Origin of the sequence: Rhizobium phaseoli (genome assembly GCF_001664385.1) — a bacterium.
GTDB lineage: Bacteria > Pseudomonadota > Alphaproteobacteria > Rhizobiales > Rhizobiaceae > Rhizobium > Rhizobium phaseoli.
Genome location: NZ_CP013532.1, coordinates 328865 through 352723, shown reverse-complemented (window position 1 = coordinate 352723; position 23859 = coordinate 328865). Strand labels below are relative to the sequence as shown.

Genomic DNA, 23859 nt, shown 5'->3' with positions numbered 1-23859 from the left:
ACAGCAATCATAAAGCCCGAGTATCGATGCCCACGCTTTATCATCATCCCATGTCATCCGCATCTCGCTTCGTCCGGCTGATCCTGGCCGAATACGGCTATCAGGCGGATCTGATCGAGGAGCAGACATGGGAGAAGCGCCGGGATTTCCTGGCGCTCAATCCGGCCGGCACGCTGCCGGTCTATGTCGACGACAGCATGCGCGCGCTTTGCGGCGCGACCGTCATTTCCGAATATCTGGACGAGACGCACGGCGTGTTGAAGCGCGACCGGCGACTGCTTGCCGAGGACCCTTTCCAGCGGGCGGAAATCCGCCGGCTGAGCGAATGGTTCATGCAGAAGATGGAAAACGACGTGACGAAACCGCTCGCCCGCGAGCGTGTCTACAAGTTGCAGATGACCGCCGATCAGGGCGGCGGAGCGCCGGATTCGAAGATTTTGCGCACGGCTCGCGCGAATATCCGCCAGCATATGCGTTATCTCACCTGGCTTGCCGGTTCGCGTCAGTGGCTGGCCGGCGAGCGGATGAGCTATGCCGACCTTGCCGCCGCCGCCTCGATCTCGATCCTCGATTATCTCGGCGAGATCGAGTGGGCCGAGGCTCCTGTTGTCAAGGAATGGTACCAGCGGCTGAAGTCGCGCCCCTCCTTCCGGCCGATGCTGACCGAGCGGGTGCGCGGCCTGACCCCGGTTTCGCATTATGCCGATCTGGATTTCTGACGAGGGCGCTTCATGCCCGACAATGATGACAAAGAACGCCGCCGCCGCGACAATTTGACCGAGTTCGTCCGGGCGGAATCCGCCGCCAAGGGCTTCGATCTTTGCCGCATCACCCGGCCCGATGCGATCCCTGAAGCGAAGCAGCGCCTCGGCCAGTTCATTGATGCCGGGCGCCACGGGACGATGGAGTGGATGGCGGAGACGCGCGAGCGGCGCGGCGATCCCCTGACGCTCTGGAGCGAGGTCCGGTCCGTCGTCGTCTTCGGCCTCAACTATGCTCCCGAGGAGGATCCGCGCGGCATCCTCGGCAAGCCGGACAAGGCGGCGATTTCCGTCTATGCCCGCAACCGCGACTATCACGACATCATCAAGGGCCGGCTGAAGGAGATCGCCACGCGTTTTGCGGCGCGGGCCGGCGCCGACGTGAAAGTGTTCGTCGATACCGCGCCTGTCATGGAAAAGCCGCTGGCGGCGGCGGCCGGCCTCGGCTGGCAGGGCAAACACACCAACCTCGTCAGCCGCGCGCATGGTTCCTGGCTGTTTCTCGGCAGCATGTTCACCACCGCCGACCTTGCCGTCGACGAGGCCGAGACCGATCATTGCGGCTCCTGCCGCGCCTGCCTCGACATCTGTCCGACGGCTGCCTTCCCGGCGCCCTATCAGATCGACGCGCGCCGCTGCATCTCCTATCTCACCATCGAGCACAAGGGACCGATCGACCCCGATCTCAGGCCGCTGATCGGCAATCGCATCTATGGCTGTGACGACTGTCTTGCCGCCTGTCCCTGGAACAAGTTCGCGGTCTCCGCCGCCGAAATGAAGCTCAAGGCTCGCGACGATCTGAAGGAGCCGTCGCTCGCCTTTCTGCTGACGCTCGACGATGCCGCCTTCCGTACCTTCTTCAGTGGGTCGCCGGTCAAGCGGATCGGCCGCAACCGCTTCATCCGCAATGTGCTGATCGCCGCCGGCAATTCCGGCGAGACGGCGCTCATTGCGCAATGTCGCGCGCTCGCCGGCGATGCCACCCCGGCGGTGCGCGGCATGGCGGTCTGGGCGCTTTCCCGGCTGATGCAGGCTGGCGAATTTTCCGCCTTTGCCGCACAAAGGACCGATGAGAGCGACGACGATGTGTTGAACGAATGGCGGCTGGCGGGAGTGGGCTGATGCATGTGATGATCTTTGGCTGCGGTTATTCCGGCACGGCGATTGCGAAGGCCTTCGCCGGCCAGGACGTACAGGTTTCCGGCACCACGCGTTCGGCCGAGAAGGTCGAGGCGCTGCGAGCCAACGGGATCGAAGCCTTCCTCTTCGATGGCGAAACAATGGGAGACCGGTTGAGCCGCGCGCTGGTTGATGTCACCCACCTCGTGCAATCGATCGCCCCGGGAAAGGCCGACCCGCTGCTGCGGCTGTTGGGCGAAGACAGCGCCCGCCTCCTGCCCCGGCTCGAATGGATCGGCTATCTCTCCACCGTCGGCGTCTATGGCGATCACAAGGGCGCCTGGGTAAGCGAGGAAACGCCGTGCCTGCCGGTTTCCGGGCGGTCGAAGGAGCGGCTGGAGGCGGAAGAGGGCTGGCTGGCCATCGGCCGGGAACGCGATGTGCCGGCAGCGATACTGCGCCTTTCCGGCATTTACGGGCCGGGGCGCAACGCCTTCTGCAATCTCGACAAGGGCACGGCGCGGCGCCTCATCAAGAAGGATCAGGTCTTCAACCGCATCCGCGTCGAGGATATCGGCGCGGCGACGCGCTTCCTGTCGGAACACGGCCTTGGCGGCATCTATAATGTCACCGACGATCGGCCCGGGCCGCCGCAGGATGTGATTGTCGAGGCGGCGCGGCTGATGGGCGTCGAACCGCCGCCGGAACAGGCTTTCGAAACCGCCGAACTGACGCCGATGGCACGCACCTTCTACGGTGAGAACAAACGCGTTTCCAATGCGAAGCTCAAGAAGGCGGGCTTCGAATTCTCCTTCCCGACCTATCCGATGTCGCTTGCGCAATTGTGGCAGGACGGCCGCTGGCGGGGTTAGAGCCGGCGGCCAAAGCCTTCACCCAAAAGGAGTAGGAAATTCCTCCTTTCCGTCATCAGACGGGAAAATTTCGCCCCGTATTATGGTTAACAGCCTTTGAATTTGCCCAAATGTGGCAGTAAATATGGCGAAGCCAGAAAAAAATTTTCGCGATTTTTGTGAACGGCGGGACGGCGACCGCAACTCCGGAAAATTCATTCGGATTTTAGCTGATTTCATTATGTTTTTTCCATACGTGACAGCCGTCACCGATTTCCGTCATGATATCAACGCGCTCACAAATGTTACATACTGTAACATTCCGTGAACAGTAACGGCACTTTTTCGCCACTTTTTAACAGATTTAAGCCCCGCCGCCTGCAAGGGCGTGAGTTCAATAGTTGAGGGATACTCTGTTTTGAAGAAAATACGTCGTTCTATTATCGCTGCCGTAACTATTGCAGCCTGCTCTTCCATGCTTCCGGCGGAGAGCTTTGCTGGCAATGGCTGCGGCGGTGCTTCATGGTACGCGCTTCGCTCCAAAACTGCTTCCGGGGAACGTATGAACCCTGCCGTCTTGACTGCCGCACATCGTTCGCTGGCGTTCGGCACCAAGGTGAAGGTCACCAACCGCAACAATGGCCGCACCGTCGTCGTCCGCATCAATGATCGCGGTCCGTTCATTCGTGGACGCGTCCTCGATCTGTCGCGCGCCGCTGCACAGAATATCGGCATGGTGAGCTCGGGCACGGCGAAGGTCTGCTACCAAGTGATCAGCTGAAGCTGACAGCCGAGGTGATCAGCTGAAGCTGACAGCCGAGGTGATCAGCTAAAGCTGACAACTGAGTAATCAGCTAAGGCGCACAGCGCCGCACAACCGGCTGCGCCCTGACCGGCGCTTGCTCTTGCCGCCAATCGCGGTTACCACGCGGTTGAACTTGTCAACAATCCGCCCGGCCTGTGTGCGGATCGTTCACACGTCACGGCAACAGGAGATATGTGAATGCGTCTGGGCGGCCGCCTCGAAGGGGCGATTTCTGTGCTCGCGGATATCGATGCCCGCAAGCGACCCGTCGCCGACGCGCTCAAGGACTGGGGCCTTGCGCACCGCTTCGCCGGTTCCGGCGATCGTGCGGCGATCGGCAATATCGTCTACGACGCCTTGCGCATGCGGCTCTCCCATGCCTGGCTGATGGATGACGACAGCGCCGCGGCCATCGCCCACGCCGTCATGTTCCGCCAATGGGGCTTCACGCCCGATCGCCTCGCCGCCGAACTGGCGGACGACAAGTTTGCACCGCCGCCGCTTGCAGCTGATGCCCTCGCCGCCTTTGCAGGCCGTTCGCTCGACGACGCGCCGCCGCATATCCGCGGCGATATTCCCGAATGGATCCAACCCTCCTTCGAACAGGCTTTCGGCGCCGGCTGGCTCGCCGAGGCGCAGGCGCTCGCGGCGCGCCCGACACTCGATCTGCGCGCCAACATCCTGAAGTCCTCCCGCGACAAGGCCGTCAAGGCGCTCGAACGCGCCGGCGCACATGCTGCGAAGATCGCCCGCTACGGCATCCGGATTGCCGCCGGCGAAGGCGCCTCGCGCCTTCCCAACGTGACCGCCGAGCTTTCGTTCCAGAAAGGCTGGTTCGAAGTTCAGGACGAGGGTTCGCAGATCGTCGCCGACCTGGTGCTCGCCAAGGACGGCGAACAGATTCTCGACTATTGTGCCGGCGGCGGCGGCAAGACGCTCGCCATGGCGGCGGCCATGCAGAACAAGGGACAGGTTCACGCCTATGACGCCGACCGCAAGCGGCTGGCGCCGATCATCGAACGGCTGAAGCGGGCAGGCACGCGCAATGTCCAGGTGCATGACGACCCCAGAGGGCTTTCGGCCCTCGCCGGGCGCTGCGACAAGGTGCTGGTCGATGCGCCCTGCACCGGCACCGGCACATGGCGCCGCCGTCCCGATACGAAATGGCGCCTGACGGCGAAGAACCTCGACGAGCGCACCGCCCAGCAGCAGGACGCGCTGGCGCAGGCGAGCGGCTTTGTCAAACCGGGCGGCGAACTGATCTATGTCACCTGCTCGGTTCTGCCTCAGGAAAACGAGGAACAGGTGCGCCGCTTCGCGGCCGGCAATCCCGATTTCCAGATCGTCAGCGCTCTGCCCGCCTGGGACGCGCTGTTCGGCAATGATGCCCCGCGGCCGCACTCGTCCGACGCCCTGACGGTCACGCTGACGCCGGCTTCCACCGACACGGACGGCTTCTTCTTCTGCCGCCTGCAGCGCAAAGGCTGACGCGGCCGGCAGGCATGGACACCAGCCTGCCGCTGGGCAGCAGGACAGCGCGCTGATCTTTCAGGCACAAGCGTCTGAAAGAGGCCGCTTATCCCCGTCTCCGTCCTTAAAATCATTCCAAACTAGAGCGTTTGACACCAGTTTACTTTTGCGCGAAGAGACGGGGCCCGATTACAGCGCCGCGCGCCTTATCAGACGCGCAAAGGACGCTGTAACATTTTTAGATTGGCGCATCGTGCTTTCCGAAATCGATTCCGATTTCGGGCCGATGCGCTCGACGGAAGATCCGTCACAGGAGAGGATCATGAAGCTCAATAAATTCCGCGCAGCCGTGCTGGCGATCGCCCCCGCAGCCCTGCTCGCCCTTCCCGCGCAGGCCGCCACCGATGCGGCCGCCGTGGTGAAACATTATGCCGACGTGGCACATGCGAAATACGAAGACTCGCTGACGACGGCAAAGGCGCTCGACGCCGCGATCGACGCCTTTCTGAAGGCGCCCACCGACGAAACGCTCAAGGCCGCCCGGGACGCCTGGATCAAAGCGCGCGTCCCCTACCAGCAGACCGAAGTCTACCGCTTCGGCAATCCTGTTGTCGACGAGTGGGAAGGCAAGGTCAACGCGTGGCCGCTCGACGAAGGCCTGATCGACTATGTCGATCCCTCCTACGGCAGCGAGAGCGACGAAAACTCCCTCTATGTGGCCAATGTCATCGCCAACAAGACGATCAAGATCGACGGCAAGGATGTCGACGCCTCCAAGCTGACGCCGGAATTCCTCTCCGGCACGCTCGCCGAGGCCGGCGGCATCGAAGCCAATGTCGCGACCGGCTACCACGCCATCGAATTCCTGCTCTGGGGCCAGGATCTGAACGGCACGGGACCCGGCGCCGGCAACCGCCTGGCCACTGATTACGATCTCAAGAATTGCACGCACGGCAATTGTGACCGGCGCGCCGAATATCTGAAGTCCGCCTCGACGCTGCTGGTGTCCGACCTGCAGGAAATGACCGACAACTGGAAACCGGACGGGGCTGCGGCCAAGAACGTCGAAGCCGATCCGAAGGCCGGCCTCGTTGCGATCCTGACGGGCATGGGTTCGCTCTCCTACGGCGAGCTTGCCGGCGAGCGCATGAAGCTCGGCCTGCTGCTGCACGATCCAGAGGAAGAGCATGATTGCTTCTCCGACAACACCTACAACTCGCACCTCAACGACGCCATCGGCATCGCCGCCGCCTATACGGGCAACTATACGCGCGTCGACGGCACCAAGCTCAGCGGCCCGTCGCTGCACGACCTCGTGGCCGCCAAGGACAAGGCGCTCGATGCCGAGCTGGAAGGCAAGCTCAACAAGACGCTCGATGCGATGAACGCCATGGCCAAGCGCGGCGAGACGGTCGAGAAGTACGACCAGATGATCGCCGAAGGCAACAAGGACGGTAACGCCGTCGTCCAGGCCGCCGTCGACGGGCTGATCGACCAGACGAAATCGATCCAGCGCGTTATTGCCGCACTCGATCTCGGCACGGTTCAGCTTGAAGGTTCCGACAGCTTGGATAATCCTAACGCCGTCTTCAAATAAGCAAAAGGCGGGCCGCTTCGATGACGGAGCGGCCCAGACTCTGAAATGCCATCTATTGCCTCCCTCATTCCTGTGCTCGTCACAGGAATCCAGCCACGGCGCGTCGGCGCCGTGAATGACTCGGTCAAAGGGGAGTCTTCCGCGCCCAAGGACTTGGGCGCACTGGATTCCTGTGACAAGCACAGGAATGAGGGAGCGGAAAGGGAAGCACGCTCCAGCACCGTCGAGTTTGTCGCTCGGAAAAATCGCCTCTACCTCCGCCGCGCCGTCTATGCCGCCCTTGCGGTAGCGCCCGCAACGATTGCCGCCGGTTTCGACCTACCGACGAAACGCATCGACCTCTCCGAGGCCGATCTCAAACGCGTCGCGGATGTCACGCGGCCGACCCAGGATTTTTCCAAGGCTGAACAATATGAAGCGATGCAGGCGGGCGCGGCGACCTCGATCGACCCCGTCACCGAAGACAGCTTCTCGCATATTTCGGCCAATATCCCCTTCGGGGAAGAGCAGAATTTCAAGCTCGGTAATGCGCTTTTCCGCAAGCTCTGGGTTTCCTCGCCCTCCTCGACGCAGGCCTCCGATGGGCTCGGGCCGCTCTTCAACGCCCGCTCCTGCATGAGCTGTCACTTCAATGACGGCCGCGGCAAACCGCCCGAGGGAGGCCCAAGCGCCGTGTCGATGTTCCTGCGGCTGTCCCGCGCAGCCAGGACGCCGGAAGAAGAAAAGGCGATCGCAAGCGCTGACATTCTCAATTTCCCCGATCCGGTCTATGGCCCTCAGCTGCAGGACCTTGCCGTTCCCGGCCTCGCCGCCGAAGGCCGGATGACGATCCGCTATGATGAGGAGACGGTGACGCTTGGCGACGGCGAGACCGTATCGCTGCGCCGGCCGCATTACGCGGCGACCAATCTGGCCTATGGACCGCTCGATGCTTCGACGACGATCTCGGCGCGTGTCGCTCCCGCCATGATCGGCCTCGGGCTGATCGAGGCGATCCCCGCGGCCGATATCCTTGCCCATGCCGACCCCGACGATGCCGATGGCGACGGCATCTCCGGCAAGGCGGCGATCGTCCGCGATCATCGCAGCGGCGAGATCGCGCTCGGCCGCTTCGGCTGGAAGGCACAGAACGCCACGGTGCGCGACCAGAATGCCGACGCCTTCGCCAATGATATCGGCATCTCGACCCCCGATCACCCCGATGCGCATGGCGATTGCACCGAGGCGGAGAAAAAATGCCTCGTTATGCCGACCGGCGTGCAGAAACGGCTGGGCGAGGAAGAAGCGCCGGGTCCCATTCTCGATCTCGTGACCTTCTATTCCGAAAATCTTGCCGTACCGGCGCGCCGCAAGGCAAGCTTCCCCGAAACGCTGAAGGGCAAGCGGATTTTCTACGAAACCGGCTGTATTTCCTGCCATGTGCCGAAATTCGTCACCCGCAGGGATTCGCCTGAGAAGGCGCAATCCTTCCAGCTGATCTGGCCCTATTCCGACTTTCTCTTGCATGACATGGGTGACGGGCTTGCCGACGGGCAGCCGGTCGGGCTTGCAAGCGGACGTGAATGGCGCACGCCACCGCTATGGGGTATAGGACTGACCCGGACTGTCAGCGGACACAGCTTTTTCCTGCATGACGGCCGTGCGCGGGATCTCACCGAGGCGATCCTCTGGCACGGCGGCGAAGCTGAAAAGGCCCGCGACGCTTTCTCCGCCCTGTCAAAAGACGACAGGGCGGCCCTGATTACATTCCTGGAGTCACTTTGATGCGCCTTTGGCACCCCCTGCTCTGCCTCACTCTGATCGGTCTTGCCACATCGGCGGCCGCCCAGACCGCCGCCCCTCCGGCAGGGATGAACGAGGATGCCGTTCCCGCGGTCATGCAGCGCGCCGTCGACGAAGTGATCCGCCCGGGCTATCGCAACATGCAGCAATCGGCCGCCCGGTTGACGACGGCGATGAAGGATCTCTGCGACGGCGGCACGCAGCAGACGCTCGACAAGGCGAAATCCGCCTTCGACGATACGATCCGCTACTGGTCGATCATCGAGATCGTGCAGACCGGACCCGTCATCCAGGACAATCTCTTCGAGCACATTCTGTTTTATCCCGACCGCAAGGGCGTCGGCCTGAAGCAGGTGCAAGCGCTGATCGCCAAGGCCGATCCGAAGGATGCAACGGTCGATGCGATCGCCGGCAAGAGCGTGGCGCTACAGGGCCTGACGGCGCTGGAATACGTGCTTTACGGCAACGGCTCGGAAAATCTCGTCGGGCAGAAGGGCGGCTTCCGCTGCCTTTACGGCGCCGCCGTCGCCGGCAATATCCAGCGCGAGGCCGGCGAAGTTGTCGCCGCCTGGGAAAAGCCGGACGGGGTGCAGGCGAGCTGGAAACATCCCGGCCCGCAGAGCAATGACTTCATGGACAACAAGGAGGCCGTGACCGCGCTGCTCGGCATTCTGGTCCACGGCGCCGAGAATGTCCGCGATCAGCGGCTGGAACAGTTCTACAAGGGCAAGGATAACGCGCCGCGGCCGCGCATGGCGATCTACTGGCGTTCGAGAAATACCTGGAAGTCGATGGCCGCCAATCTGGAGGGCCTGCGCACGCTCTGGCAGAAGGCCGGCATGGCCGAGCTTCTGCCGCCGGACAAACGGTCGATTGCCGCTTCGATCGACGAAGACTTCAAATCGCTGCTCGACAGCGTGCCGAAACTCAACCCCGATATAGACGCCGCCACCAGCGATGCGGAAAAGGCCAAGCTCGACACGCTTTTGGCCGAAAGCCGTGATCTGATCACCCGGATCAGCGACGACTATGGCGCGGCCATCGGACTTTCGGCCGGCTTTTCCTTTTCGGACGGAGACTGAAGCGATGATGCGGAGCGCCTTGATCAATCGACGCAGTTTTGTCAAGGCGGCAGGAATCGGCTTCCTGGCAAGCCTGGCGCCGAGGTCGCTGTTGGCGCTTGAACGGGCCGATGCGGTCTACGCCTCGGGCATTCGCACGGCAAACGGTTCCTTTGCGATTGCGACCGTGACCGAGCACGGCGAGATCATTGATCAGGTGGCGCTTCCCGCCCGTGCCCACGGCATGGCCTTCAGCGCCGCCACCGGCAAGACCGTCGCCTTCGCGCGCCGGCCAGGCACCTATGCGATGATCTTCGATCCACGAAATAAGGGCGAGCCGATCGTCATCAGTTCCCGGGAAGACCGCCATTTTTACGGGCATGGCGTCTTCTCGCCCGATGGCCGGATCCTCTACGCCAGCGAGAATGATTTCGACGGCAATCGCGGCATGATCGGTCTCTACGACGCCACCAACCGCTTTGCTCGCATCGGCGAATACGAGACCTATGGCATCGGTCCGCATGACATGACGGTTTCTGATGACGGACGCCTGCTCATCGTCGCCAATGGCGGCATCGAGACGCATCCGGATTTCGGCCGCACCAAACTCAATCTCGGGGCGATGCAGCCGTCGCTGGCGCTGATCGATGCGGCAACGGGCGCCTTGATCGAAAAACACGTGCTGCCGGCCGAATGGTCGCAGTTGTCGACCCGCCACGTCGACCTCGACGGCGAGGGGCGCATCTGGTTCGCCTGCCAGTACGAAGGCCACCGCAAGGATCTGCCGCCGCTGGTCGGCCATTTCGCCAAAGGGGAGGATCTTTCCTTCGTCGCGCTGCCGGAGGAGACGACGCGCAGGCTTGCCAACTATGTCGGAGCGATCGCCGTCAACCGCAGCGAAGGTCTCGTCGGCATCACCTCGCCGAAGGGCGGCACCTCGGTGACCATCGACGCAAAAACGGGCAAGGTGCTGGCCGAGAGCGCCGTTCCGGAGGCCGCCGGCATCGCGCCGGCAAGAGATGGCTTTGCCGTCTCCTCCTATGACGGCGATTTCCTGGCGACCCGCAGCGATGTCGCCTGGGATCAGCACATTGTCCGGATCTCTCAGCGGGCGCGCGCATAGGCCTTCTGCTCGGCGCTGACGCTCGACGCCGCGGCCCTCGCCGCCTCATGCAGCCATTCGGGTCCCCGGGCCTGTAAATCCTGCAGGATCGCTGCTGCGGCGGCCGCATCGTTGGAATGGCAATTGGCGATCTCGGAACCCATCAGTTCGAGCATTGTCGGCGAAAGCAGGATCTCCGGATGCTTGTCGATTTCGATCTTGCGGCTGTTCGGCGAGAGCCGGCGCACGAGGATGCGGTCGCAGACGCGATAATGAGGATCGGCCGCGCGCGCCCGGCCGGCGGCGATTTCACCCGCACGGATCGTCCCATCAAGCGCTCTGTGGTGAAGCGACCAGGCCGAAGACACCAGCGCCTTCGCCTCGCGCAAGACCGGCCCACCCTGCCATTCGGCATAGGCGACGAAGCGCGGGCGGCCGAGGCTGCCGGTACCGGCGCTGCGCGGCTTGGCCGTGAAAGGTCCCGATCCCGATGGCAATGCGTCGGCAAGGGCCTGGATATAGGCAGCCGGCGCCTTCGTCTTGCCCGGAGCCAACATCTCGTATTTTTCCCAGAATTCCCGCCGTTCCGAATTCGGCAGCATCAGCGCCTTGCGCAGCCATTTGTGGTCGCGTTCGAGGATGACCGGCAGCGGATTTTCAAGGCCTCTGCGGTAACCGCCGAGGATCAGTTCACCGATCATGCGAACCGAGGGACCGTCCTCCCCGCGCGCCAGGCTGGCGCTTGCCGCAAGACGAACGAGATCCAACGCATAGGGCATCACCGCCGCATCGTCGAAATCATTGACGCCCCAGACGAGCCGGCCCTCGCTATCGCGCCAGGTGCCGAAATTCTCCAGATGCGTATCGCCGATCGCCAGCACCTCGGGCGCACGGCCGAGCTCCGGGCAGATATCGAGGATGATCTCGCACCAGCGCCAATAGGTGGCACGCAGGAAGACGAAATCGTCGCTGCGCATCCTCTCGTGCTTTTCCAGGAGATCGTCCTTGACGAGATCGCCGCCGAGCTCCCCGGCCAGCCAAGTCTCGAAATTCCGAACCGATTGCGATATCGTCGTCATAGCGCCGGCGCTCCCTTATTTCGAGACAGGATGCCGGAGAATACCCGCTGCGCGCGAAGCTGCAATCGCCTTCGCAGGAGGCCGGCAACGGGTTTGCGCAACGACGGCACGGCGAAAGGTTGCGCTGGCGACACGGCTTGAGGTTTCCATCGCCCACCGGTTCGATTTCAGCAATGTCCAGCTTGTCGAATCCGGCCCGCCATGCCACTTTCCCGGCTTCGAGAGGGGTAGCCATGAGTGAGACTGACAGGGGCGATTTCCGCGCGCGAATCCGCCGCAACTTTGCGCGCCAGGCGGCGATGCAGACGATCGGCGCGGAGCTGACGCGCGTCGAGCACGGCGTCGTCGAGATCGAGCTTCCCTTCGACCTCAAACTGACGCAGCAGCACGGCATTCTGCATGCGGGCATCATTTCCGCCGCGCTCGATTCAGCCTGCGGCTTTGCCGCCTACAGCGTCATCGACCCGGAAGCCTCGATCCTGACGATCGAGTTCAAGGTCAATCTCATGTCGCCCGGGCGCGGCGAGCGCTTCCTCTTTCGCGGCGAAATCACCAAGCCGGGCTCCACGATCATCGTCGCCGACGGGCGAGGCTACGCGATCAGCGACGGGCCGGCGAAACTCATCGCCTCCATGACCGGAACGATGATGGTCATCCGCGGCAGAGAAGGAATTACAGGATGAAGTTCGAACTGAAATCGGTCGCCGGAAAATCCATGCTGTTCGTCATGGCGGCGGAGGCCGAATACGGCCCGTTTCTGCGGTCGCGCATCGAACCCTTGATGACCGGCGTCGGTCCGGTCGAGGCAGCGGTGGCGCTGACCAAGACGTTGGCGCGTCTCGACGCTGCCGACGATCTGCCAGATCTCGTCGTTTCGCTCGGCTCGGCCGGTTCGGCAAAACTGGAACAGACGGAAATCTATCAGGTAACCTCGGTTTCCTACCGCGACATGGACGCTTCGCCGCTCGGCTTCGAAAAGGGCCGGACGCCCTTCCTCGACCTGCCGGCGACGCTCGAGCTGCCGCTGCGCATTCCTGGTATTGCCGAGGCAAGCCTTTCCACGGGCGGCAACGTCATCTCGGGTGCCGCCTATGGCGACATCGACGCCGACATGGTTGATATGGAGACCTATGCGGTGCTGCGCGCCTGCCAGGGCTACAAGCTGCCGCTGATCGGCCTTCGCGGCATTTCCGACGGCGCGGTCGAGCTGCAGCATATTTCCGGCTGGACCGAGTATCTGCACATCGTCGACCGCAAGCTGTCCTACGGCGTCGACAGCTTGTTCACGGCGCTGGAGGACGGGGTTTTCTGGTTCTAGGCCCTGAAAAACCGCGCGCCTTTCCCGGCGCGCGAGGGACAATCGGAACAATAAAAACCCGATACCGCCGATTTCCCGGATTGCCAGGCGAGGCGCTTTTCATTAAAGCCTCGCCATGACCCACACAGCACATCCCGACTCCGTTCTCATCGTCGATTTCGGCAGCCAGGTGACCCAGCTCATCGCACGACGCGTGCGCGAGGCCGGCGTCTATTGCGAAATCGTTCCCTTCCAATCGGCCGAAGAGGGCTTCAAGCGCCTGCAGCCGAAAGCCGTGATCCTGTCCGGCAGCCCGGCTTCGACGGTCGACGAGGGATCGCCGCGAGCGCCGCAGATCATCTTCGACAGCGGTCTGCCGGTCTTCGGCATCTGTTATGGCCAGCAGACGATGTGCATGCAGCTCGGCGGCAAGGTCGAAAGCGGCCATCACCGCGAATTCGGCCGCGCCTTCCTCGACGTCGATAAGGATTGCCAGCTGTTCGAAGGTCTCTGGTCCTCCGGCTCGCGCCATCAGGTGTGGATGAGCCATGGCGACCGCGTCACGGCGCTGCCCGATGGTTTCGAGGTGGTCGCCACCTCCTCCAACGCGCCCTTCGCCTTCATCGCCGACGAGAAGCGTAAATATTACGGCGTGCAGTTCCATCCCGAGGTCGTGCATACGCCCGACGGGGCAAAGCTGATCGGCAATTTCATTCACAATATTGCCGGCATCAAGGGCGACTGGTCGATGTCGGCCTACCGCCAGAAGGCGGTCGACGAGATCCGCAAGCAGGTGGGCGACAAGCGCGTCATCTGTGCGCTTTCCGGCGGCGTTGACAGTTCGGTCGCCGCGCTCTTGATCCACGAGGCGGTCGGCGATCAGCTGACCTGCATCCTCGTTGACCACGGCCTGATGCGCAAGGACGAGGCAGCAAACGTCGTCGCCATGTTCCGTGAGCACTACAATCTGCATCTGCTGCACGTCGACGCCTCGGACCGTTTCATCGGCGAGCTCGAAGGCGTCAGCGACCCGGAAACCAAACGCAAGATCATCGGCCGGCTGTTCATCGAGACTTTCGAGGAAGAGGCAAAGAAACTCGGCGGCGCCGATTTCCTCGGCCAGGGCACGCTCTATCCCGACGTGATCGAGAGCGTTTCCTTCACCGGCGGTCCGTCGGTGACAATCAAGTCGCATCACAATGTCGGCGGCCTGCCGGAGCGCATGAAGATGCAGCTCGTCGAGCCGCTGCGCGAGCTCTTCAAGGACGAGGTGCGCGCGCTCGGCCGCGAGCTCGGCCTGCCCGACAGCTTCATCGGCCGCCACCCCTTCCCCGGCCCCGGCCTTGCCATCCGCTGCCCCGGCGGCATCAGCCGCGAAAAGCTGGAGATCCTGCGCGAGGCCGACGCGATCTATCTCGACGAGATCCGCAAGGCCGGCCTCTACGATGCCATCTGGCAGGCCTTCGCCGTGCTGCTGCCCGTCCAGACCGTCGGCGTCATGGGCGACGGGCGCACATACGAGTTCGTCTGCGCGCTGCGCGCCGTCACCTCCGTCGACGGCATGACCGCGGATTTCTACCACTACGACATGGAATTCCTCGGTCGCGCCGCAACGCGCATCATCAACGAAGTGCGCGGCATCAACCGCGTGGTCTATGACGTCACATCGAAGCCGCCCGGCACGATCGAGTGGGAGTGAGGAATAAAAGGCGGCAATAGCGATGTCTTCGCGGTTATTGCCGCACGCCGGCGATTAGTGGCCGGACCGGGAGCGCTGCTCCTCGCGCCATCGCTCCCAGCGGCGACGCAGGTCGCCCTTCCGCAGGCCGTTGGTCGCCTCCAGCACCTCGATCTCGATCATGCGATCGGTTCGGAAGTGACGGAAGTCCTGCCTCAGCTCGCACCAGGCGACAATCAAGCGCGTTGCTTCACCGTAACCGAGGATGATCGGCCACACGATCCGCTCGGTCTCCTCCCCGGTATCGGATCGATAGAGCAGGCGAAGCTTTCGATCTTCACGGATCGCCCGGCGCAGTTCGTTCGAGTCAGCCATGTCCGTCGGAACGACCCTGCCAGGCTTTGCTCCAACGCTTGGCTCGGCGATGTATGGACGCAGCCTTTCGGGACGATGTCGACGCCGAATATATCAGGCTGAAGGATAAAGTCGACCTTGTTCATGCGCCTAAACTGATGCCGTGGGGCAATCGTTCGGTGCAGTTCCGCGATCCGGAAGGCACACTTGTCGCCCTGTTCATGCCGTTCACCGATCCGGCAAAGAAGCGCTTTGCATCACGATAGGCTCGTAGCTCCAACGCGATATGGGCACGTCCGCCGCGCGCCCGATTTGTCGTTCCCGCAAGTGGTTCACCTCCGAAGAACTGGTTGCAATTCACAATCAGTCGATCTAAGCTTTGACGATCGCGCAACGCAATCCAACACCAGGCGGATGAACCCTTGAAGGAAAGGAAGTCCGCATGGCCAAGCTCGTGTTCGGAATGAACCAATCCCTGGACGGCTATGTCGATCACATGGCGTTCGGGCCAAGCCCCACGCTCTTTCGTCACTTCGTCGAGTCGACGCGGAGGCAAGCGGGCAGCGTGTACGGTCGGCAAATGTATGAGATCATGCGTTATTGGGATGACGATCATCCTGAATGGAACGCAGACGAACGCGACTTCGCGGCCGCCTGGCGAAACCAGCCGAAATGGGTCGTCTCGCGCTCGTTGAAATCGGTCGGTCCCAACGCCAGCTTGGTCGAGGGCGATCTTGAGAGCGCGATCCGCAAGCTGAAAGCCGAAGGCCACGGGGAGATCGAAGCGGCCGGCCCGGACCTGGCGCGAAGCCTCACCGATCTTGGCCTGATCGACGAGTATATTATCTATCTGCATCCCGTTGTGCTCGGTCACGGCAAGCCCTATTTTACCGGACCCCGACCGCCGCTGCGCCTTATTGCTAATGACCGTATTGACGAGAATGTGATCCGGTTGGTCTACGTTCCAGCTTAATTTCCCGAAGGGGGAAAGACGCGTGCTAGGATGCTCGCGGACTTCTCATTCGCACTTTCGTTTGTAGGAGAAGGCCTTTGTTTGCCGTCGCAACGATCCAGAACTCACCGGCTGCGGCGGTAGGGGTGGAGGCGCTCGGCATATCGGCTGAGAACTGATCCCCATTATTGCCCGGCCTTAGCGCGCCCATACGGGTGCATGTCTAATGTCGAGAAGAACATGATCATCGAACTAACGCCTATTGATTTCGACGCGCTGCTGAAGGGCAGCGCGCCTCTTGACCTGCGCCTTGTCCCCGACAGCGCGATCGCGCCTCCTGAGGTATTGGAGATGCTGAGCCGACTTGCGGCCGACATCGGCGCGGCATTCTCGCCGTCGGCGTGGATGATCGTGGAGGAGGATGAGATCGTCGGTCTCTGCTCCATCGTCAGAATGCCACGAGATGGAAACATCCGTATCGGCTATGGCATTGCGCCTTCGCGCCAGGGCCGTGGATGCACGACTCGGGCCATAGGGCAGCTGCTGGCATGGGGACGGAGCGATCCTCGCGTGGCACGGCTCTCTGCCGAGACAGGGATCGGGAACATCGCGTCGCAACGTGTTCTCGAGCGTAACGGCTTCATCCGCACCGGCGAGCGCATCGATGCCGAAGACGGTCCGTTGATTTGCTGGGAAGCCGTGACGGGTTAGTTGACCTGGAGGATGAGCGGTCATGGCCGGCCAAGGTTTCCTCGGCCGGCCGCGTTCGATAGGGACTATGGCTTTGACGACGGCGTCAGCGGCCGTAGGTGACCTCGATCGAGGCCTTGTCGAGCGTATTTGCCCTGACATAGTAGCCAACCATCGCGCCTGGTGCCGTCTCCGGAAGCGGCAGCTTGTCCACCGACAGCGCGTAGACGGTGAACTGGTAGTGGTGCGGCGCATCGCCGACTGGCGGGCATGCGCCACCATATCCTGATGTACCGAAGTCCGTGCGGCCCTCGACGGCGCCTGCGGGAAGCTTCTTGTCCCCGCTGGCGCCGGTGGCAATCTTCGAGGCGTCTGCCGGAAGGTTGAACACGGACCAATGCCACCAGCCCGAACCGGTCGGAGCATCCGGATCGTAAACCATCACGGCAAAGCTCTTGGTTCCCTGTGGAGCACCCGACCAGGTGAGTTCCGGCGAGATATTCTTGCCCGTGCAGCCGAAGCTGTTGAAGACCTGCGCATCGGCCATGGTCTTGCCGGATGTCAGGTCTTTCGAAGTGAGTTTCATTTCGGCTTGGGCGGCCGTGGCGCCAACGACGGACGCGGCCAAAAATGCTGCTGTTAAAAGACGCATATTGTTTTCCTGCGGTTGATGATGCGGGAAAACTACCGTCATCACGGCAGCGCATCTGCCCCGCTATGCTCAACTTCTACCCCGATCCGCTCAAAGTGCTCGGAGCCATTGCGCACGTGGCGCGGATTGACGCCGAAGCGCTCTTTGAACCGCGCCGAAAATTGCGACGGCGAATCGTAGCCGACTTCGAGCGCGACCTGCGCCATCGGCAGGGTTGTGGTCTGAACGAGGGCGAGGGCGCGATTCATCCTGGTATCGCTCAAGATCTCGCTGAAACCTGTGTTTTCGGCGGCGAGCTTACGCCTGAGCGTCGCTTCGCTCATGTTGAAGGCGCGCGCCGCGTGCCGCAGCGTCCAGTCAAAGGCCGTATCACTTTCAATCATCTGCCTCAGTCGGTCCTCGAGCCGAGGACTTTCGCATTGGCCCAGCACCGCCCCGCAGAGCGCGAACCAGGTGATCAGCTCCATCAAACGCGCCTTGGCAATGGCGCCGGGAAGCCTCGTCAGGTTGCCGGGCTGGCAGCAATAGTCAAACAAAGCCGCCGCTTCCTCCGGCAGGTTCGAAGCGCTTGCCGGGAGCGGCCGCGAGGGAACAGCAATCGACCCCATGGCGATATAGGCGTCCTCGAAGAGCTGTCTGGGAACAGGAAGCGCTAGGGTCTGATATTTCTGGGGCGCCTTTGGGATGTTCTCCATCGTCAAGGGTCGATAGTCGGGCAGCAGGGCATACGCGCCGGCCTCGAGACGCAAAGCCTTGTCATCCGCCATGACGATCTTCGTTCCCGACTGCACCTGGATCAACAGGGGGCTCGTATTGACGAGACGAAAAAAGCAGGCCCGCCCACCCTGGCGGATCAGGGCCCTGTTGGAATGCGAAAGACGTCGTCCAGCATATGGTCTCCGGCAGCATAAGCCATTGGGAGCGGAAGGGATTACGCGCACCTCAATACGGGGCGCAGCGACCAGTTGGCAACCGCCGAATTTGCTTGGTGAAGATCCGCCGTGGCGATGGATCGCTACCGCTTGCCGGACCTCTTGATATGCTCAACTAGCGCCCGCAGCTTCAGCGGTTGCCGCTCGCGCCTGGGATAGTAGAGATAAAAGCCGGGAAAGGGCGGGCAGAAATCTTCCAGCAGCGGCACGAGCTCTCCGCGATCGAAATAGGGCTGGAAGGTTTCCATCATGCCGAAAGTGATACCGGCTCCGGCACAGGCCAGGCGGATCATCATTCCCATATCGTTCGTTGTCACGGCAGGGTCGACGGCGACGTCGAAATCGCGATTGTTTTCGGTGAATTCCCAGCGATAGGGCGCCGTATCCGGGCGAGGCCGCCAGCCGATGCAGGCATGGTCCCGGAGTTCGCCTGGATGACGAGGACCGCCGTGGCGCTCGAGATAGGCGGTGGACGCGGTCGCGCATTGCCGCTGCGGCTCTGAGACCGAGACCGCAATCATATCCTGCTCGATCACTTCGCCCAGACGGACAGCGGCATCGAAACCGGTTTCGACAATATCGAATTCGTCATCTGTGACGGTGATATCCAGTTTGATCTCGGGACAAGCCTGCATGAAGCCGGCCAGCAAGGTGCCGGACAGGAAACTTTCGGCAATCGAGGACACCGTGATCCTCAGCAGGCCGCTCGGGCGCGCCTGCATGTCCCGCACCGTCTGCATCGCATCCCTGACCTGCCGGACCGATGGACGAACCGCCGCGAAGAACACTTCGCCGGCTTCGGTCAGGCTGACGCTGCGCGTCGTGCGCTGGACGAGCGCGACGCCAAGACGATCCTCCAGACGCTGCAGCGCCTGGCTGACGGCGGAGCGGGTGACACCGAGACGCTCGCCTGCAAGGCGAAAGCTCCGCGCCTCCGCCACGGCGAGAAAAACTGAGATGCCTTCGAGATCGTCGACCATTGGTTAGAAAATCTAACCAAGCCATCGCTGATTGGCAACTTAATCGGCGTCACCGACCGCATTATGTTCAGTCCCGTCAGCGAAGCGTCAACAAACAAGCGAGAACACGAATGCAGGACCATCCCTATGTCGGCATGTGGGTGACGGATGACGGCGAGGTCCGCCACCAGCTTCTGCCCAACGGCCGTTATGACGAGGCCCGCGGCAACCGGGAGAGCGCCTATCGAGGCCGTTACGAGGTCACCGGCAGCCGCATCGAATACCGGGACGATACCGGCTTCACGGCCGATGGCGATTTCGTCGACGCCAACACCCTCCACCACGGCGGCATGGTGCTTCGCCGCATATGACAAGCTCGCTCAATAGGGCCGTATCCGGCCGGAAAGGATGACGATCATGTCTCTCACCACACCCATCTGGTTCATCACCGGCGCATCGTCCGGCCTCGGCCGGGCGCTTCGCTGCGGGCAAATTTCGACGCTTGGGCGGAGATAACGCTCAGCGCGATTTCCCCGACTGAGCCGCGCCCCGGAAAACACTCCACAGACAGACGGAGTCTGAAATGTCCAATATCGAAGGAAAAGTCATCGCCATCACCGGCGCCAGCAGCGGCATCGGCGAAGCTGCGGCAAAGGTGCTGGCTGCGGCCGGCGCCCACATCGTGATCGGCGCGCGGCGTACTGAGCGCCTGGAGAGGCTCGCCGGCGAAATCGAAGCCAGGGGCGGAACGGTGCGTCTGCGGAAGCTTGACGTCACCGACCGTTCCGAGGTCAAGGCCTTCGCGGGTTTTGCCAGATCGGAATTCGGCCGGCTCGACGTCATCGTCAACAATGCCGGCGTCATGCCGCTCTCGCCGCTCGCGGCCCTCAAGGTCGAGGAGTGGGACCGGATGGTCGATGTCAACATCAAGGGTGTGCTCTACGGCATCGCGGCCGCCCTGCCGATCATGAAGGCGCAGGGATCCGGGCAGATCATCAACCTGTCGTCGATCGGCGGTCACAGCGTCTCGCCGACCGCAGCCGTCTATTGCGCGACGAAATTCGCCGTCCGCGCCATCTCCGACGGGCTGCGGCAGGAGACCGATCGCATCCGCGTCACCGTCATCTCGCCCGGCACGACGACATCGGAACTGGCCGACACAATCACCGACCCGACCGCGCGCGAAGCCATGACGGCTTTCAGGGCGGTGACGATCAGCCCCGAGGCCGTCGCCCATTCGATCCTCTATGCCGTCAGCCAGCCTGAGGATGTCGATGTCAGCGAGATCATCATCCGGCCGACGGCCAGTCCGCATTGAGCAGCCGATATCCCGGCTGAGCTGTCCTCGCCGCCTAAAACCCCAGCGACTGCTGGGCGGGCGGCGGCGGGGCGAGGTTGACGCCTTCGAGTTCCAGCATGCGGGTCTTCGACGACGAACCGCCGGGCGCGGAGAAGCCGCCGATTTTGCCGCCGGCCGCCAGCACCCGGTGGCAGGGAATGATCAGCGCGACGGGGTTCTTCGCCATCGCCTGGCCGACCTCGCGGGCCGCTTCCGGCCCGGCGCCAAGCTCTTTCGCCAGCGCGCCGTAGGTGGTCGTGTGGCCCCAGCCGACACGCCTTGCCGCTGCATAAATCTCCCTGAAGAAGCCATCCTGCCCGGCAAGATCGAGTTCGACGCCGGAGAAATCCGTCTCCTCGCCCTGGAAGTAGCGCTTCACCGCCGCCACGGTCGCGAGCACATCGGGCGTCGGCACACCGGCCTCGCCATCAGGCAGACGGCGCAGCAAGAGCCGCTCGGTCGCCTCTGCGGTTTTCGTCGGCAGCTGGAAGCGGGCGATGCCGGCGTCGCTCCAGGCGATACCGCAGAAACCGCCTGCGGTTTCGAAGATGCAATAGTGATGGATCGTCTGGGCCATGCCACAGCCTCCGCGTTTTCGATTGCCCCCAAAATCGTACGGGACGGTCGCTGTTTCAACCCGATTCTTGCGTGTCGCGTTCTTTTTTTGTTCTGCACGCTCTACCTGACCGATGCATCTATCCTAGCGTTTCGGAACGACGAGGTTTGCCATCAACCAGATTTCCTTCGATTTCGAGCATGGCCAAATCGGCGTGGGCGTTCGGTGCAAGCCGGAGCGGCGACACCGTTCCCGAAAACCGAGTAGCACATCATCGATCACTGGCCATTCCGCTGCTGAGAGTGCCGTCCCGATGAGGCTTGCGCTTGCCGGCTATCCGCGCATAAAGCTGGAAAAACCATTCGGACGGCAAATGCGGAGCGAAGACAGCATGGACGTTTCAGAGATCATCATCCCGGGCGATACACCGGGAACGCAGTGGCGGCTGCCCGTGCTGCGCTTTGCCGGTCGCGATCCGAAGGCGCCCAATATTTATATCCAGGCGGCCCTTCATGCCGGCGAACTGCCGGGAACGGCGCTCCTACATTTCCTCTGCGAACGGCTGAGGCAGGCGGAAGACCAGGGTGGAATCCTGGGTGACATCACCATCGTGCCGCAGGCCAATCCGATCGGCGCAGCACAATCGCACTTCGGCGACTTGCAGGGCCGTTTCGATCTCGGCTCCCGCACCAATTTCAACCGGGATTTCCCGCTGATCTCCATCGCCGACCGGATGATGTTGATCGATGACCTAGACGATTATCCCGCTACCGACAGGCTGAAGCGGCAGCTCCTGCATATGGCGCTCGGCGCCGATCTCGTGCTCGACCTGCATTGCGACGACGAATCTCTGCAATATGCCTATATCGACGAGGCCTTCTGGCCGGAGGCGGCCGATCTTGCCGCTGCGCTCGACATGGAAGCCGTGCTGCTTTCGGACGGCGAAAGCTCGGCCTTCGAGGAAGCCGTCGGCTTCGCATGGAAATATGAAATTCCCGGCGAGCGGCAATCCCGCCTGCCCGGCAAACTGTCGGTCACGGTCGAGCTGCGCGGCAAGCGCGACGTCGATCCGGTGCTGGCAAAGCAGGATGCGGAGGGGCTCTGGCGTTTCCTCGCGGCACGCGGGATCGTCAGGGACGAAGCGGTGACGACGGCCGCCTTTTCCGGTCCGGCCGTACCGCTCGACAATGTCGAGATCATCCGCGCTCCCGAAGGCGGCGCCGTACTCTTCCATCGCACGATCGGCGACAGGGTTGCGGAAGGCGAGTTTCTGGCGACGATCGTCACCCGGCCGGGGCAGCCTGATGGCAGCATCGACCTGCATGCGCCGCAGGATGGGCTGGTCCTGACCCGGACCTCGGATCGGCTGGTGCGCCGGCGCGGCGACCTGATGAAGATCGTCGGCGCCAAGCCCAGCAAGACCGAGCGCAAGGCCGGCACGCTGGAGAGTTGAGCAGGTGCTGCCGGGGATAAATGCCGCTCGGCGTTTGCGCTTGCCCTCGCACATGCTATCCCGTTGGCATCATAGGGAGATCGTTCGGTCATGGCCGTCACCATTTATGGCATCAAGAATTGCGACACGATGAAGAAGGCCCGCAGCTGGTTGGAAGAACACGAGGTCGCCTATCAATTTCACGACTACAAGGCGCTCGGCATCGACCGCGCCCGTCTCGAAGCCTGGATCGACCAGGCCGGCCTCGACACCGTACTCAACCGCGCCGGCACGACATTCCGCAAACTACCCGATGCCGAGCGTCAGAATCTGACCCGAGAGAGGGCGATCGCGCTGATGCGCGAGCAGCCGTCGATGATCAAGCGGCCGATTCTGGAGGCTGGCGGCAAGCTGCTCATCGGCTTCAAACCGGAAATTTATGCCGGCACATTCGACGGCTGACGGGTGCCCGATGTCCAAGACCACGCGCGCGACACAGGTTCTTTCCCAGGCCGGCATCGCCTTCACCATCCACACCTATGATTACGACCCCGGCGCCGAGCGCGTCGGACTGCAGGCGGCCGAAGCGCTCGGCGAAGCACCCCACCGGGTGCTGAAAACGCTGATGGCGGAGGTGGATGGCAAGCCGGTCTGCGTCGTCGTGCCGTCGGATCGCGAAGTCAGCATGAAGAAACTCGCCAGCGCCTTTGGCGGCAAGTCGGCTAATATGATGAAGCCCGCGGATGCCGAGCGGCTGACAGGCTATCATGTCGGCGGCATCAGCCCCTTCGGCCAGAAGAAGACGGTGCCGACGGCGATCGAGGAGGCTGCCCTTGCCGAGCCGCTCGTCTATCTCAATGGCGGCCAGCGCGGGCTGCAGGTGCGGCTCGCCCCGAAGGATGCGCTGGCGGTGTTGAAGGCCGTCCGCGCGCCATTGATCGCCTGATCACAGGAAACGCGCGAGCAAGGCCGAGATGCTGTTTGCCTCGCTTTCGCTGAGCCTGCAGCCGATATTCGCCTCGATAGATTTGGCGTAGACCGTCCACATGCGCTCGCGCAGCTGCAGCCCGGCATCGGTGATGACAACCCAGCGGCCGCGTGCATCCTCGTCGAAGGTCTCGCGGAGGACCATGCCTTCCCTTTCCAACCGGTCGACGAGGCGGGAAAGATTATACTGTGCGAGCAGCGTCCGCTCTTCGATCTCATAAGGACGCAGCCGCTTGTCCTCTGACCTCGCCAGTTCCCAAAGCACGTCATACCAGGACAGCGGCGGCATTTTTGCCGCCTTGAAATCGCTTTCGATCGCGGCGAGCAGACGGTCGCGGGCGCGCATGATGTGGATCCATGCGCCGGTGACGGCGTTGCTCGGGGTCGGGGGCTTCTCGGACATA

General features: G+C 62.6%; 24 protein-coding genes and 3 pseudogenes. 20 read left to right on the top strand and 7 right to left on the bottom strand.

Going from position 1 to position 23859, the window contains the following annotated elements; all coding sequences use genetic code 11:
- Positions 1 to 26: 26 nt before the first annotated feature.
- From AMC88_RS01720 to AMC88_RS01680, 9 genes are all read left to right on the top strand, one after another.
- A complete protein-coding gene (locus AMC88_RS01720) occupies positions 27 to 719 on the top strand; it encodes a glutathione S-transferase family protein (protein ID WP_016735022.1) in 693 nt (230 codons plus the stop codon).
- Between the two features lie 12 nt (positions 720 to 731).
- Entirely contained in the window at positions 732 to 1883 is a 1152-nt protein-coding gene (queG, locus tag AMC88_RS01715) for a tRNA epoxyqueuosine(34) reductase QueG (protein WP_064824707.1), read from the top strand.
- Positions 1883 to 2752, top strand: coding sequence for an SDR family oxidoreductase (locus AMC88_RS01710; RefSeq protein ID WP_012482357.1), 870 nt, complete (start codon positions 1883 to 1885; stop codon positions 2750 to 2752). Before queG ends, AMC88_RS01710 begins: the two co-directional genes overlap by 1 nt.
- 397 nt (positions 2753 to 3149) lie before the next feature.
- Positions 3150 to 3512 (top strand): septal ring lytic transglycosylase RlpA family protein, encoded by a 363-nt coding sequence (locus AMC88_RS01705; protein ID WP_012482355.1) that lies wholly within the window; start codon positions 3150 to 3152, stop codon positions 3510 to 3512.
- 222 nt (positions 3513 to 3734) lie between these two features.
- Positions 3735 to 5024 carry an RsmB/NOP family class I SAM-dependent RNA methyltransferase gene (locus AMC88_RS01700; RefSeq protein WP_064824706.1) on the top strand — a complete coding sequence of 430 codons (1290 nt, stop codon included), beginning with the start codon at positions 3735 to 3737 and terminating at the stop codon, positions 5022 to 5024.
- A gap of 304 nt (positions 5025 to 5328) precedes the next feature.
- Positions 5329 to 6603 carry an imelysin family protein gene (locus AMC88_RS01695; RefSeq protein ID WP_064825787.1) on the top strand — a complete coding sequence of 425 codons (1275 nt, stop codon included), beginning with the start codon at positions 5329 to 5331 and terminating at the stop codon, positions 6601 to 6603.
- A 45-nt stretch (positions 6604 to 6648) separates the two neighbouring features.
- Positions 6649 to 8367 carry a di-heme oxidoreductase family protein gene (locus AMC88_RS01690; RefSeq protein WP_170965712.1) on the top strand — a complete coding sequence of 573 codons (1719 nt, stop codon included), beginning with the start codon at positions 6649 to 6651 and terminating at the stop codon, positions 8365 to 8367.
- The gene (locus tag AMC88_RS01685; RefSeq protein ID WP_064824704.1) at positions 8367 to 9467 is read left to right on the top strand and encodes an imelysin family protein; all 1101 of its coding nucleotides are present in this window, start codon (positions 8367 to 8369) and stop codon (positions 9465 to 9467) included. Before AMC88_RS01690 ends, AMC88_RS01685 begins: the two co-directional genes overlap by 1 nt.
- Before the next feature lie 4 nt (positions 9468 to 9471).
- Positions 9472 to 10569: a DUF1513 domain-containing protein gene (locus AMC88_RS01680; protein ID WP_012482350.1), complete on the top strand. Its 1098-nt coding sequence runs from the start codon at positions 9472 to 9474 to the stop codon at positions 10567 to 10569.
- Here AMC88_RS01680 and AMC88_RS01675 read toward each other — a convergent pair.
- Positions 10551 to 11627 (bottom strand): DUF2252 family protein, encoded by a 1077-nt coding sequence (locus AMC88_RS01675; protein WP_012482349.1) that lies wholly within the window; start codon positions 11625 to 11627, stop codon positions 10551 to 10553. The genes AMC88_RS01680 and AMC88_RS01675 overlap by 19 nt on opposite strands.
- A gap of 233 nt (positions 11628 to 11860) precedes the next feature.
- Between AMC88_RS01675 and AMC88_RS01670 the strand changes: the two genes are divergently transcribed.
- The 3 genes from AMC88_RS01670 (at position 11861) to guaA (ending at position 14623) form a co-directional block, all read left to right on the top strand.
- Positions 11861 to 12310: a PaaI family thioesterase gene (locus tag AMC88_RS01670; protein ID WP_029531666.1), complete on the top strand. Its 450-nt coding sequence runs from the start codon at positions 11861 to 11863 to the stop codon at positions 12308 to 12310.
- Entirely contained in the window at positions 12307 to 12945 is a 639-nt protein-coding gene (locus AMC88_RS01665; protein ID WP_016735032.1) for a 5'-methylthioadenosine/S-adenosylhomocysteine nucleosidase, read from the top strand. Before AMC88_RS01670 ends, AMC88_RS01665 begins: the two co-directional genes overlap by 4 nt.
- 115 nt (positions 12946 to 13060) lie before the next feature.
- On the top strand, positions 13061 to 14623 hold the full coding sequence (gene guaA / locus AMC88_RS01660) for a glutamine-hydrolyzing GMP synthase (protein WP_010021848.1): 1563 nt from the start codon (positions 13061 to 13063) through the stop codon (positions 14621 to 14623).
- A gap of 54 nt (positions 14624 to 14677) precedes the next feature.
- Here the strand turns inward: guaA and AMC88_RS01655 are convergent, their stop codons facing one another.
- The gene (locus AMC88_RS01655) at positions 14678 to 14977 is read right to left on the bottom strand and encodes a helix-turn-helix transcriptional regulator (RefSeq protein ID WP_012482346.1); all 300 of its coding nucleotides are present in this window, start codon (positions 14975 to 14977) and stop codon (positions 14678 to 14680) included.
- 71 nt (positions 14978 to 15048) lie between these two features.
- On the opposite strand from AMC88_RS01655, the pseudogene AMC88_RS01650 reads away from it, so the two are divergent.
- The 3 genes and pseudogenes from AMC88_RS01650 to AMC88_RS01640 form a co-directional block, all read left to right on the top strand.
- Positions 15049 to 15222, top strand: a pseudogene (locus AMC88_RS01650) (VOC family protein); the annotation flags it as partial.
- Positions 15223 to 15398: 176 nt separating this feature from the next.
- Positions 15399 to 15929: a dihydrofolate reductase family protein gene (locus AMC88_RS01645; protein ID WP_012482344.1), complete on the top strand. Its 531-nt coding sequence runs from the start codon at positions 15399 to 15401 to the stop codon at positions 15927 to 15929.
- 198 nt (positions 15930 to 16127) lie between these two features.
- Positions 16128 to 16619: a GNAT family N-acetyltransferase gene (locus AMC88_RS01640; protein ID WP_170960006.1), complete on the top strand. Its 492-nt coding sequence runs from the start codon at positions 16128 to 16130 to the stop codon at positions 16617 to 16619.
- Between the two features lie 85 nt (positions 16620 to 16704).
- On the opposite strand, the gene AMC88_RS01635 is transcribed toward AMC88_RS01640, so the two are convergent.
- From AMC88_RS01635 to AMC88_RS01625, 3 genes and pseudogenes are all read right to left on the bottom strand, one after another.
- Positions 16705 to 17250, bottom strand: coding sequence for a YbhB/YbcL family Raf kinase inhibitor-like protein (locus AMC88_RS01635; RefSeq protein WP_064824703.1), 546 nt, complete (start codon positions 17248 to 17250; stop codon positions 16705 to 16707).
- A gap of 41 nt (positions 17251 to 17291) precedes the next feature.
- Positions 17292 to 18142 (bottom strand): annotated as a pseudogene (locus AMC88_RS01630) (helix-turn-helix domain-containing protein).
- A gap of 123 nt (positions 18143 to 18265) precedes the next feature.
- On the bottom strand, positions 18266 to 19162 hold the full coding sequence (locus AMC88_RS01625) for a LysR family transcriptional regulator (RefSeq protein ID WP_010021256.1): 897 nt from the start codon (positions 19160 to 19162) through the stop codon (positions 18266 to 18268).
- Positions 19163 to 19244: 82 nt separating this feature from the next.
- Between AMC88_RS01625 and AMC88_RS01620 the strand changes: the two are divergent.
- Together AMC88_RS01620 and AMC88_RS01615 are read left to right on the top strand one after the other, a co-directional pair.
- Positions 19245 to 19512: pseudogene (locus tag AMC88_RS01620) on the top strand (Atu4866 domain-containing protein); the annotation flags it as partial.
- 212 nt (positions 19513 to 19724) lie between these two features.
- Positions 19725 to 20459: an SDR family oxidoreductase gene (locus AMC88_RS01615; RefSeq protein WP_064824702.1), complete on the top strand. Its 735-nt coding sequence runs from the start codon at positions 19725 to 19727 to the stop codon at positions 20457 to 20459.
- A 34-nt stretch (positions 20460 to 20493) separates the two neighbouring features.
- Here AMC88_RS01615 and AMC88_RS01610 read toward each other — a convergent pair whose 3' ends face one another.
- Positions 20494 to 21057 carry a methylated-DNA--[protein]-cysteine S-methyltransferase gene (locus AMC88_RS01610; protein WP_010023698.1) on the bottom strand — a complete coding sequence of 188 codons (564 nt, stop codon included), beginning with the start codon at positions 21055 to 21057 and terminating at the stop codon, positions 20494 to 20496.
- Positions 21058 to 21427: 370 nt separating this feature from the next.
- Between AMC88_RS01610 and AMC88_RS01605 the strand changes: the two genes are divergently transcribed.
- The 3 genes from AMC88_RS01605 to ybaK all read left to right on the top strand — a co-directional run bounded on the left by AMC88_RS01605 (position 21428) and on the right by ybaK (position 23414).
- Positions 21428 to 22489 (top strand): M14 family metallopeptidase, encoded by a 1062-nt coding sequence (locus AMC88_RS01605; RefSeq protein WP_064823046.1) that lies wholly within the window; start codon positions 21428 to 21430, stop codon positions 22487 to 22489.
- Positions 22490 to 22579: 90 nt separating this feature from the next.
- Positions 22580 to 22930 carry an ArsC family reductase gene (locus AMC88_RS01600; RefSeq protein ID WP_010014837.1) on the top strand — a complete coding sequence of 117 codons (351 nt, stop codon included), beginning with the start codon at positions 22580 to 22582 and terminating at the stop codon, positions 22928 to 22930.
- Between the two features lie 10 nt (positions 22931 to 22940).
- Positions 22941 to 23414 carry a Cys-tRNA(Pro) deacylase gene (gene ybaK, locus AMC88_RS01595; RefSeq protein ID WP_012482335.1) on the top strand — a complete coding sequence of 158 codons (474 nt, stop codon included), beginning with the start codon at positions 22941 to 22943 and terminating at the stop codon, positions 23412 to 23414.
- Here the strand turns inward: ybaK and AMC88_RS01590 are convergent, their stop codons facing one another.
- A complete protein-coding gene (locus AMC88_RS01590; protein ID WP_064824701.1) occupies positions 23415 to 23858 on the bottom strand; it encodes a MarR family winged helix-turn-helix transcriptional regulator in 444 nt (147 codons plus the stop codon).
- Position 23859 lies beyond the last annotated feature (1 nt).

Excerpts from the sequence above, each read along its gene's own strand:
- AMC88_RS01720 (WP_016735022.1), top strand. The coding sequence starts at position 27 with ATGCCCACGCTTTATCATCATCCCATGTCATCCGCATCTCGCTTCGTC.
- queG (WP_064824707.1), top strand. The coding sequence starts at position 732 with ATGCCCGACAATGATGACAAAGAACGCCGCCGCCGCGACAATTTGACC.
- AMC88_RS01710 (WP_012482357.1), top strand. The coding sequence starts at position 1,883 with ATGCATGTGATGATCTTTGGCTGCGGTTATTCCGGCACGGCGATTGCG.
- AMC88_RS01700 (WP_064824706.1), top strand. The coding sequence starts at position 3,735 with ATGCGTCTGGGCGGCCGCCTCGAAGGGGCGATTTCTGTGCTCGCGGAT.
- AMC88_RS01695 (WP_064825787.1), top strand. The coding sequence starts at position 5,329 with ATGAAGCTCAATAAATTCCGCGCAGCCGTGCTGGCGATCGCCCCCGCA.
- AMC88_RS01690 (WP_170965712.1), top strand. The coding sequence starts at position 6,649 with ATGCCATCTATTGCCTCCCTCATTCCTGTGCTCGTCACAGGAATCCAG.
- AMC88_RS01685 (WP_064824704.1), top strand. The coding sequence starts at position 8,367 with ATGCGCCTTTGGCACCCCCTGCTCTGCCTCACTCTGATCGGTCTTGCC.
- AMC88_RS01680 (WP_012482350.1), top strand. The coding sequence starts at position 9,472 with ATGATGCGGAGCGCCTTGATCAATCGACGCAGTTTTGTCAAGGCGGCA.
- AMC88_RS01675 (WP_012482349.1), bottom strand. The coding sequence starts at position 11,627 with ATGACGACGATATCGCAATCGGTTCGGAATTTCGAGACTTGGCTGGCC.
- AMC88_RS01670 (WP_029531666.1), top strand. The coding sequence starts at position 11,861 with ATGAGTGAGACTGACAGGGGCGATTTCCGCGCGCGAATCCGCCGCAAC.
- AMC88_RS01665 (WP_016735032.1), top strand. The coding sequence starts at position 12,307 with ATGAAGTTCGAACTGAAATCGGTCGCCGGAAAATCCATGCTGTTCGTC.
- guaA (WP_010021848.1), top strand. The coding sequence starts at position 13,061 with ATGACCCACACAGCACATCCCGACTCCGTTCTCATCGTCGATTTCGGC.
- AMC88_RS01655 (WP_012482346.1), bottom strand. The coding sequence starts at position 14,977 with ATGGCTGACTCGAACGAACTGCGCCGGGCGATCCGTGAAGATCGAAAG.
- AMC88_RS01645 (WP_012482344.1), top strand. The coding sequence starts at position 15,399 with ATGGCCAAGCTCGTGTTCGGAATGAACCAATCCCTGGACGGCTATGTC.
- AMC88_RS01640 (WP_170960006.1), top strand. The coding sequence starts at position 16,128 with ATGTCTAATGTCGAGAAGAACATGATCATCGAACTAACGCCTATTGAT.
- AMC88_RS01635 (WP_064824703.1), bottom strand. The coding sequence starts at position 17,250 with ATGCGTCTTTTAACAGCAGCATTTTTGGCCGCGTCCGTCGTTGGCGCC.
- AMC88_RS01625 (WP_010021256.1), bottom strand. The coding sequence starts at position 19,162 with ATGGTCGACGATCTCGAAGGCATCTCAGTTTTTCTCGCCGTGGCGGAG.
- AMC88_RS01615 (WP_064824702.1), top strand. The coding sequence starts at position 19,725 with ATGTCCAATATCGAAGGAAAAGTCATCGCCATCACCGGCGCCAGCAGC.
- AMC88_RS01610 (WP_010023698.1), bottom strand. The coding sequence starts at position 21,057 with ATGGCCCAGACGATCCATCACTATTGCATCTTCGAAACCGCAGGCGGT.
- AMC88_RS01605 (WP_064823046.1), top strand. The coding sequence starts at position 21,428 with ATGGACGTTTCAGAGATCATCATCCCGGGCGATACACCGGGAACGCAG.
- AMC88_RS01600 (WP_010014837.1), top strand. The coding sequence starts at position 22,580 with ATGGCCGTCACCATTTATGGCATCAAGAATTGCGACACGATGAAGAAG.
- ybaK (WP_012482335.1), top strand. The coding sequence starts at position 22,941 with ATGTCCAAGACCACGCGCGCGACACAGGTTCTTTCCCAGGCCGGCATC.
- AMC88_RS01590 (WP_064824701.1), bottom strand. The coding sequence starts at position 23,858 with ATGTCCGAGAAGCCCCCGACCCCGAGCAACGCCGTCACCGGCGCATGG.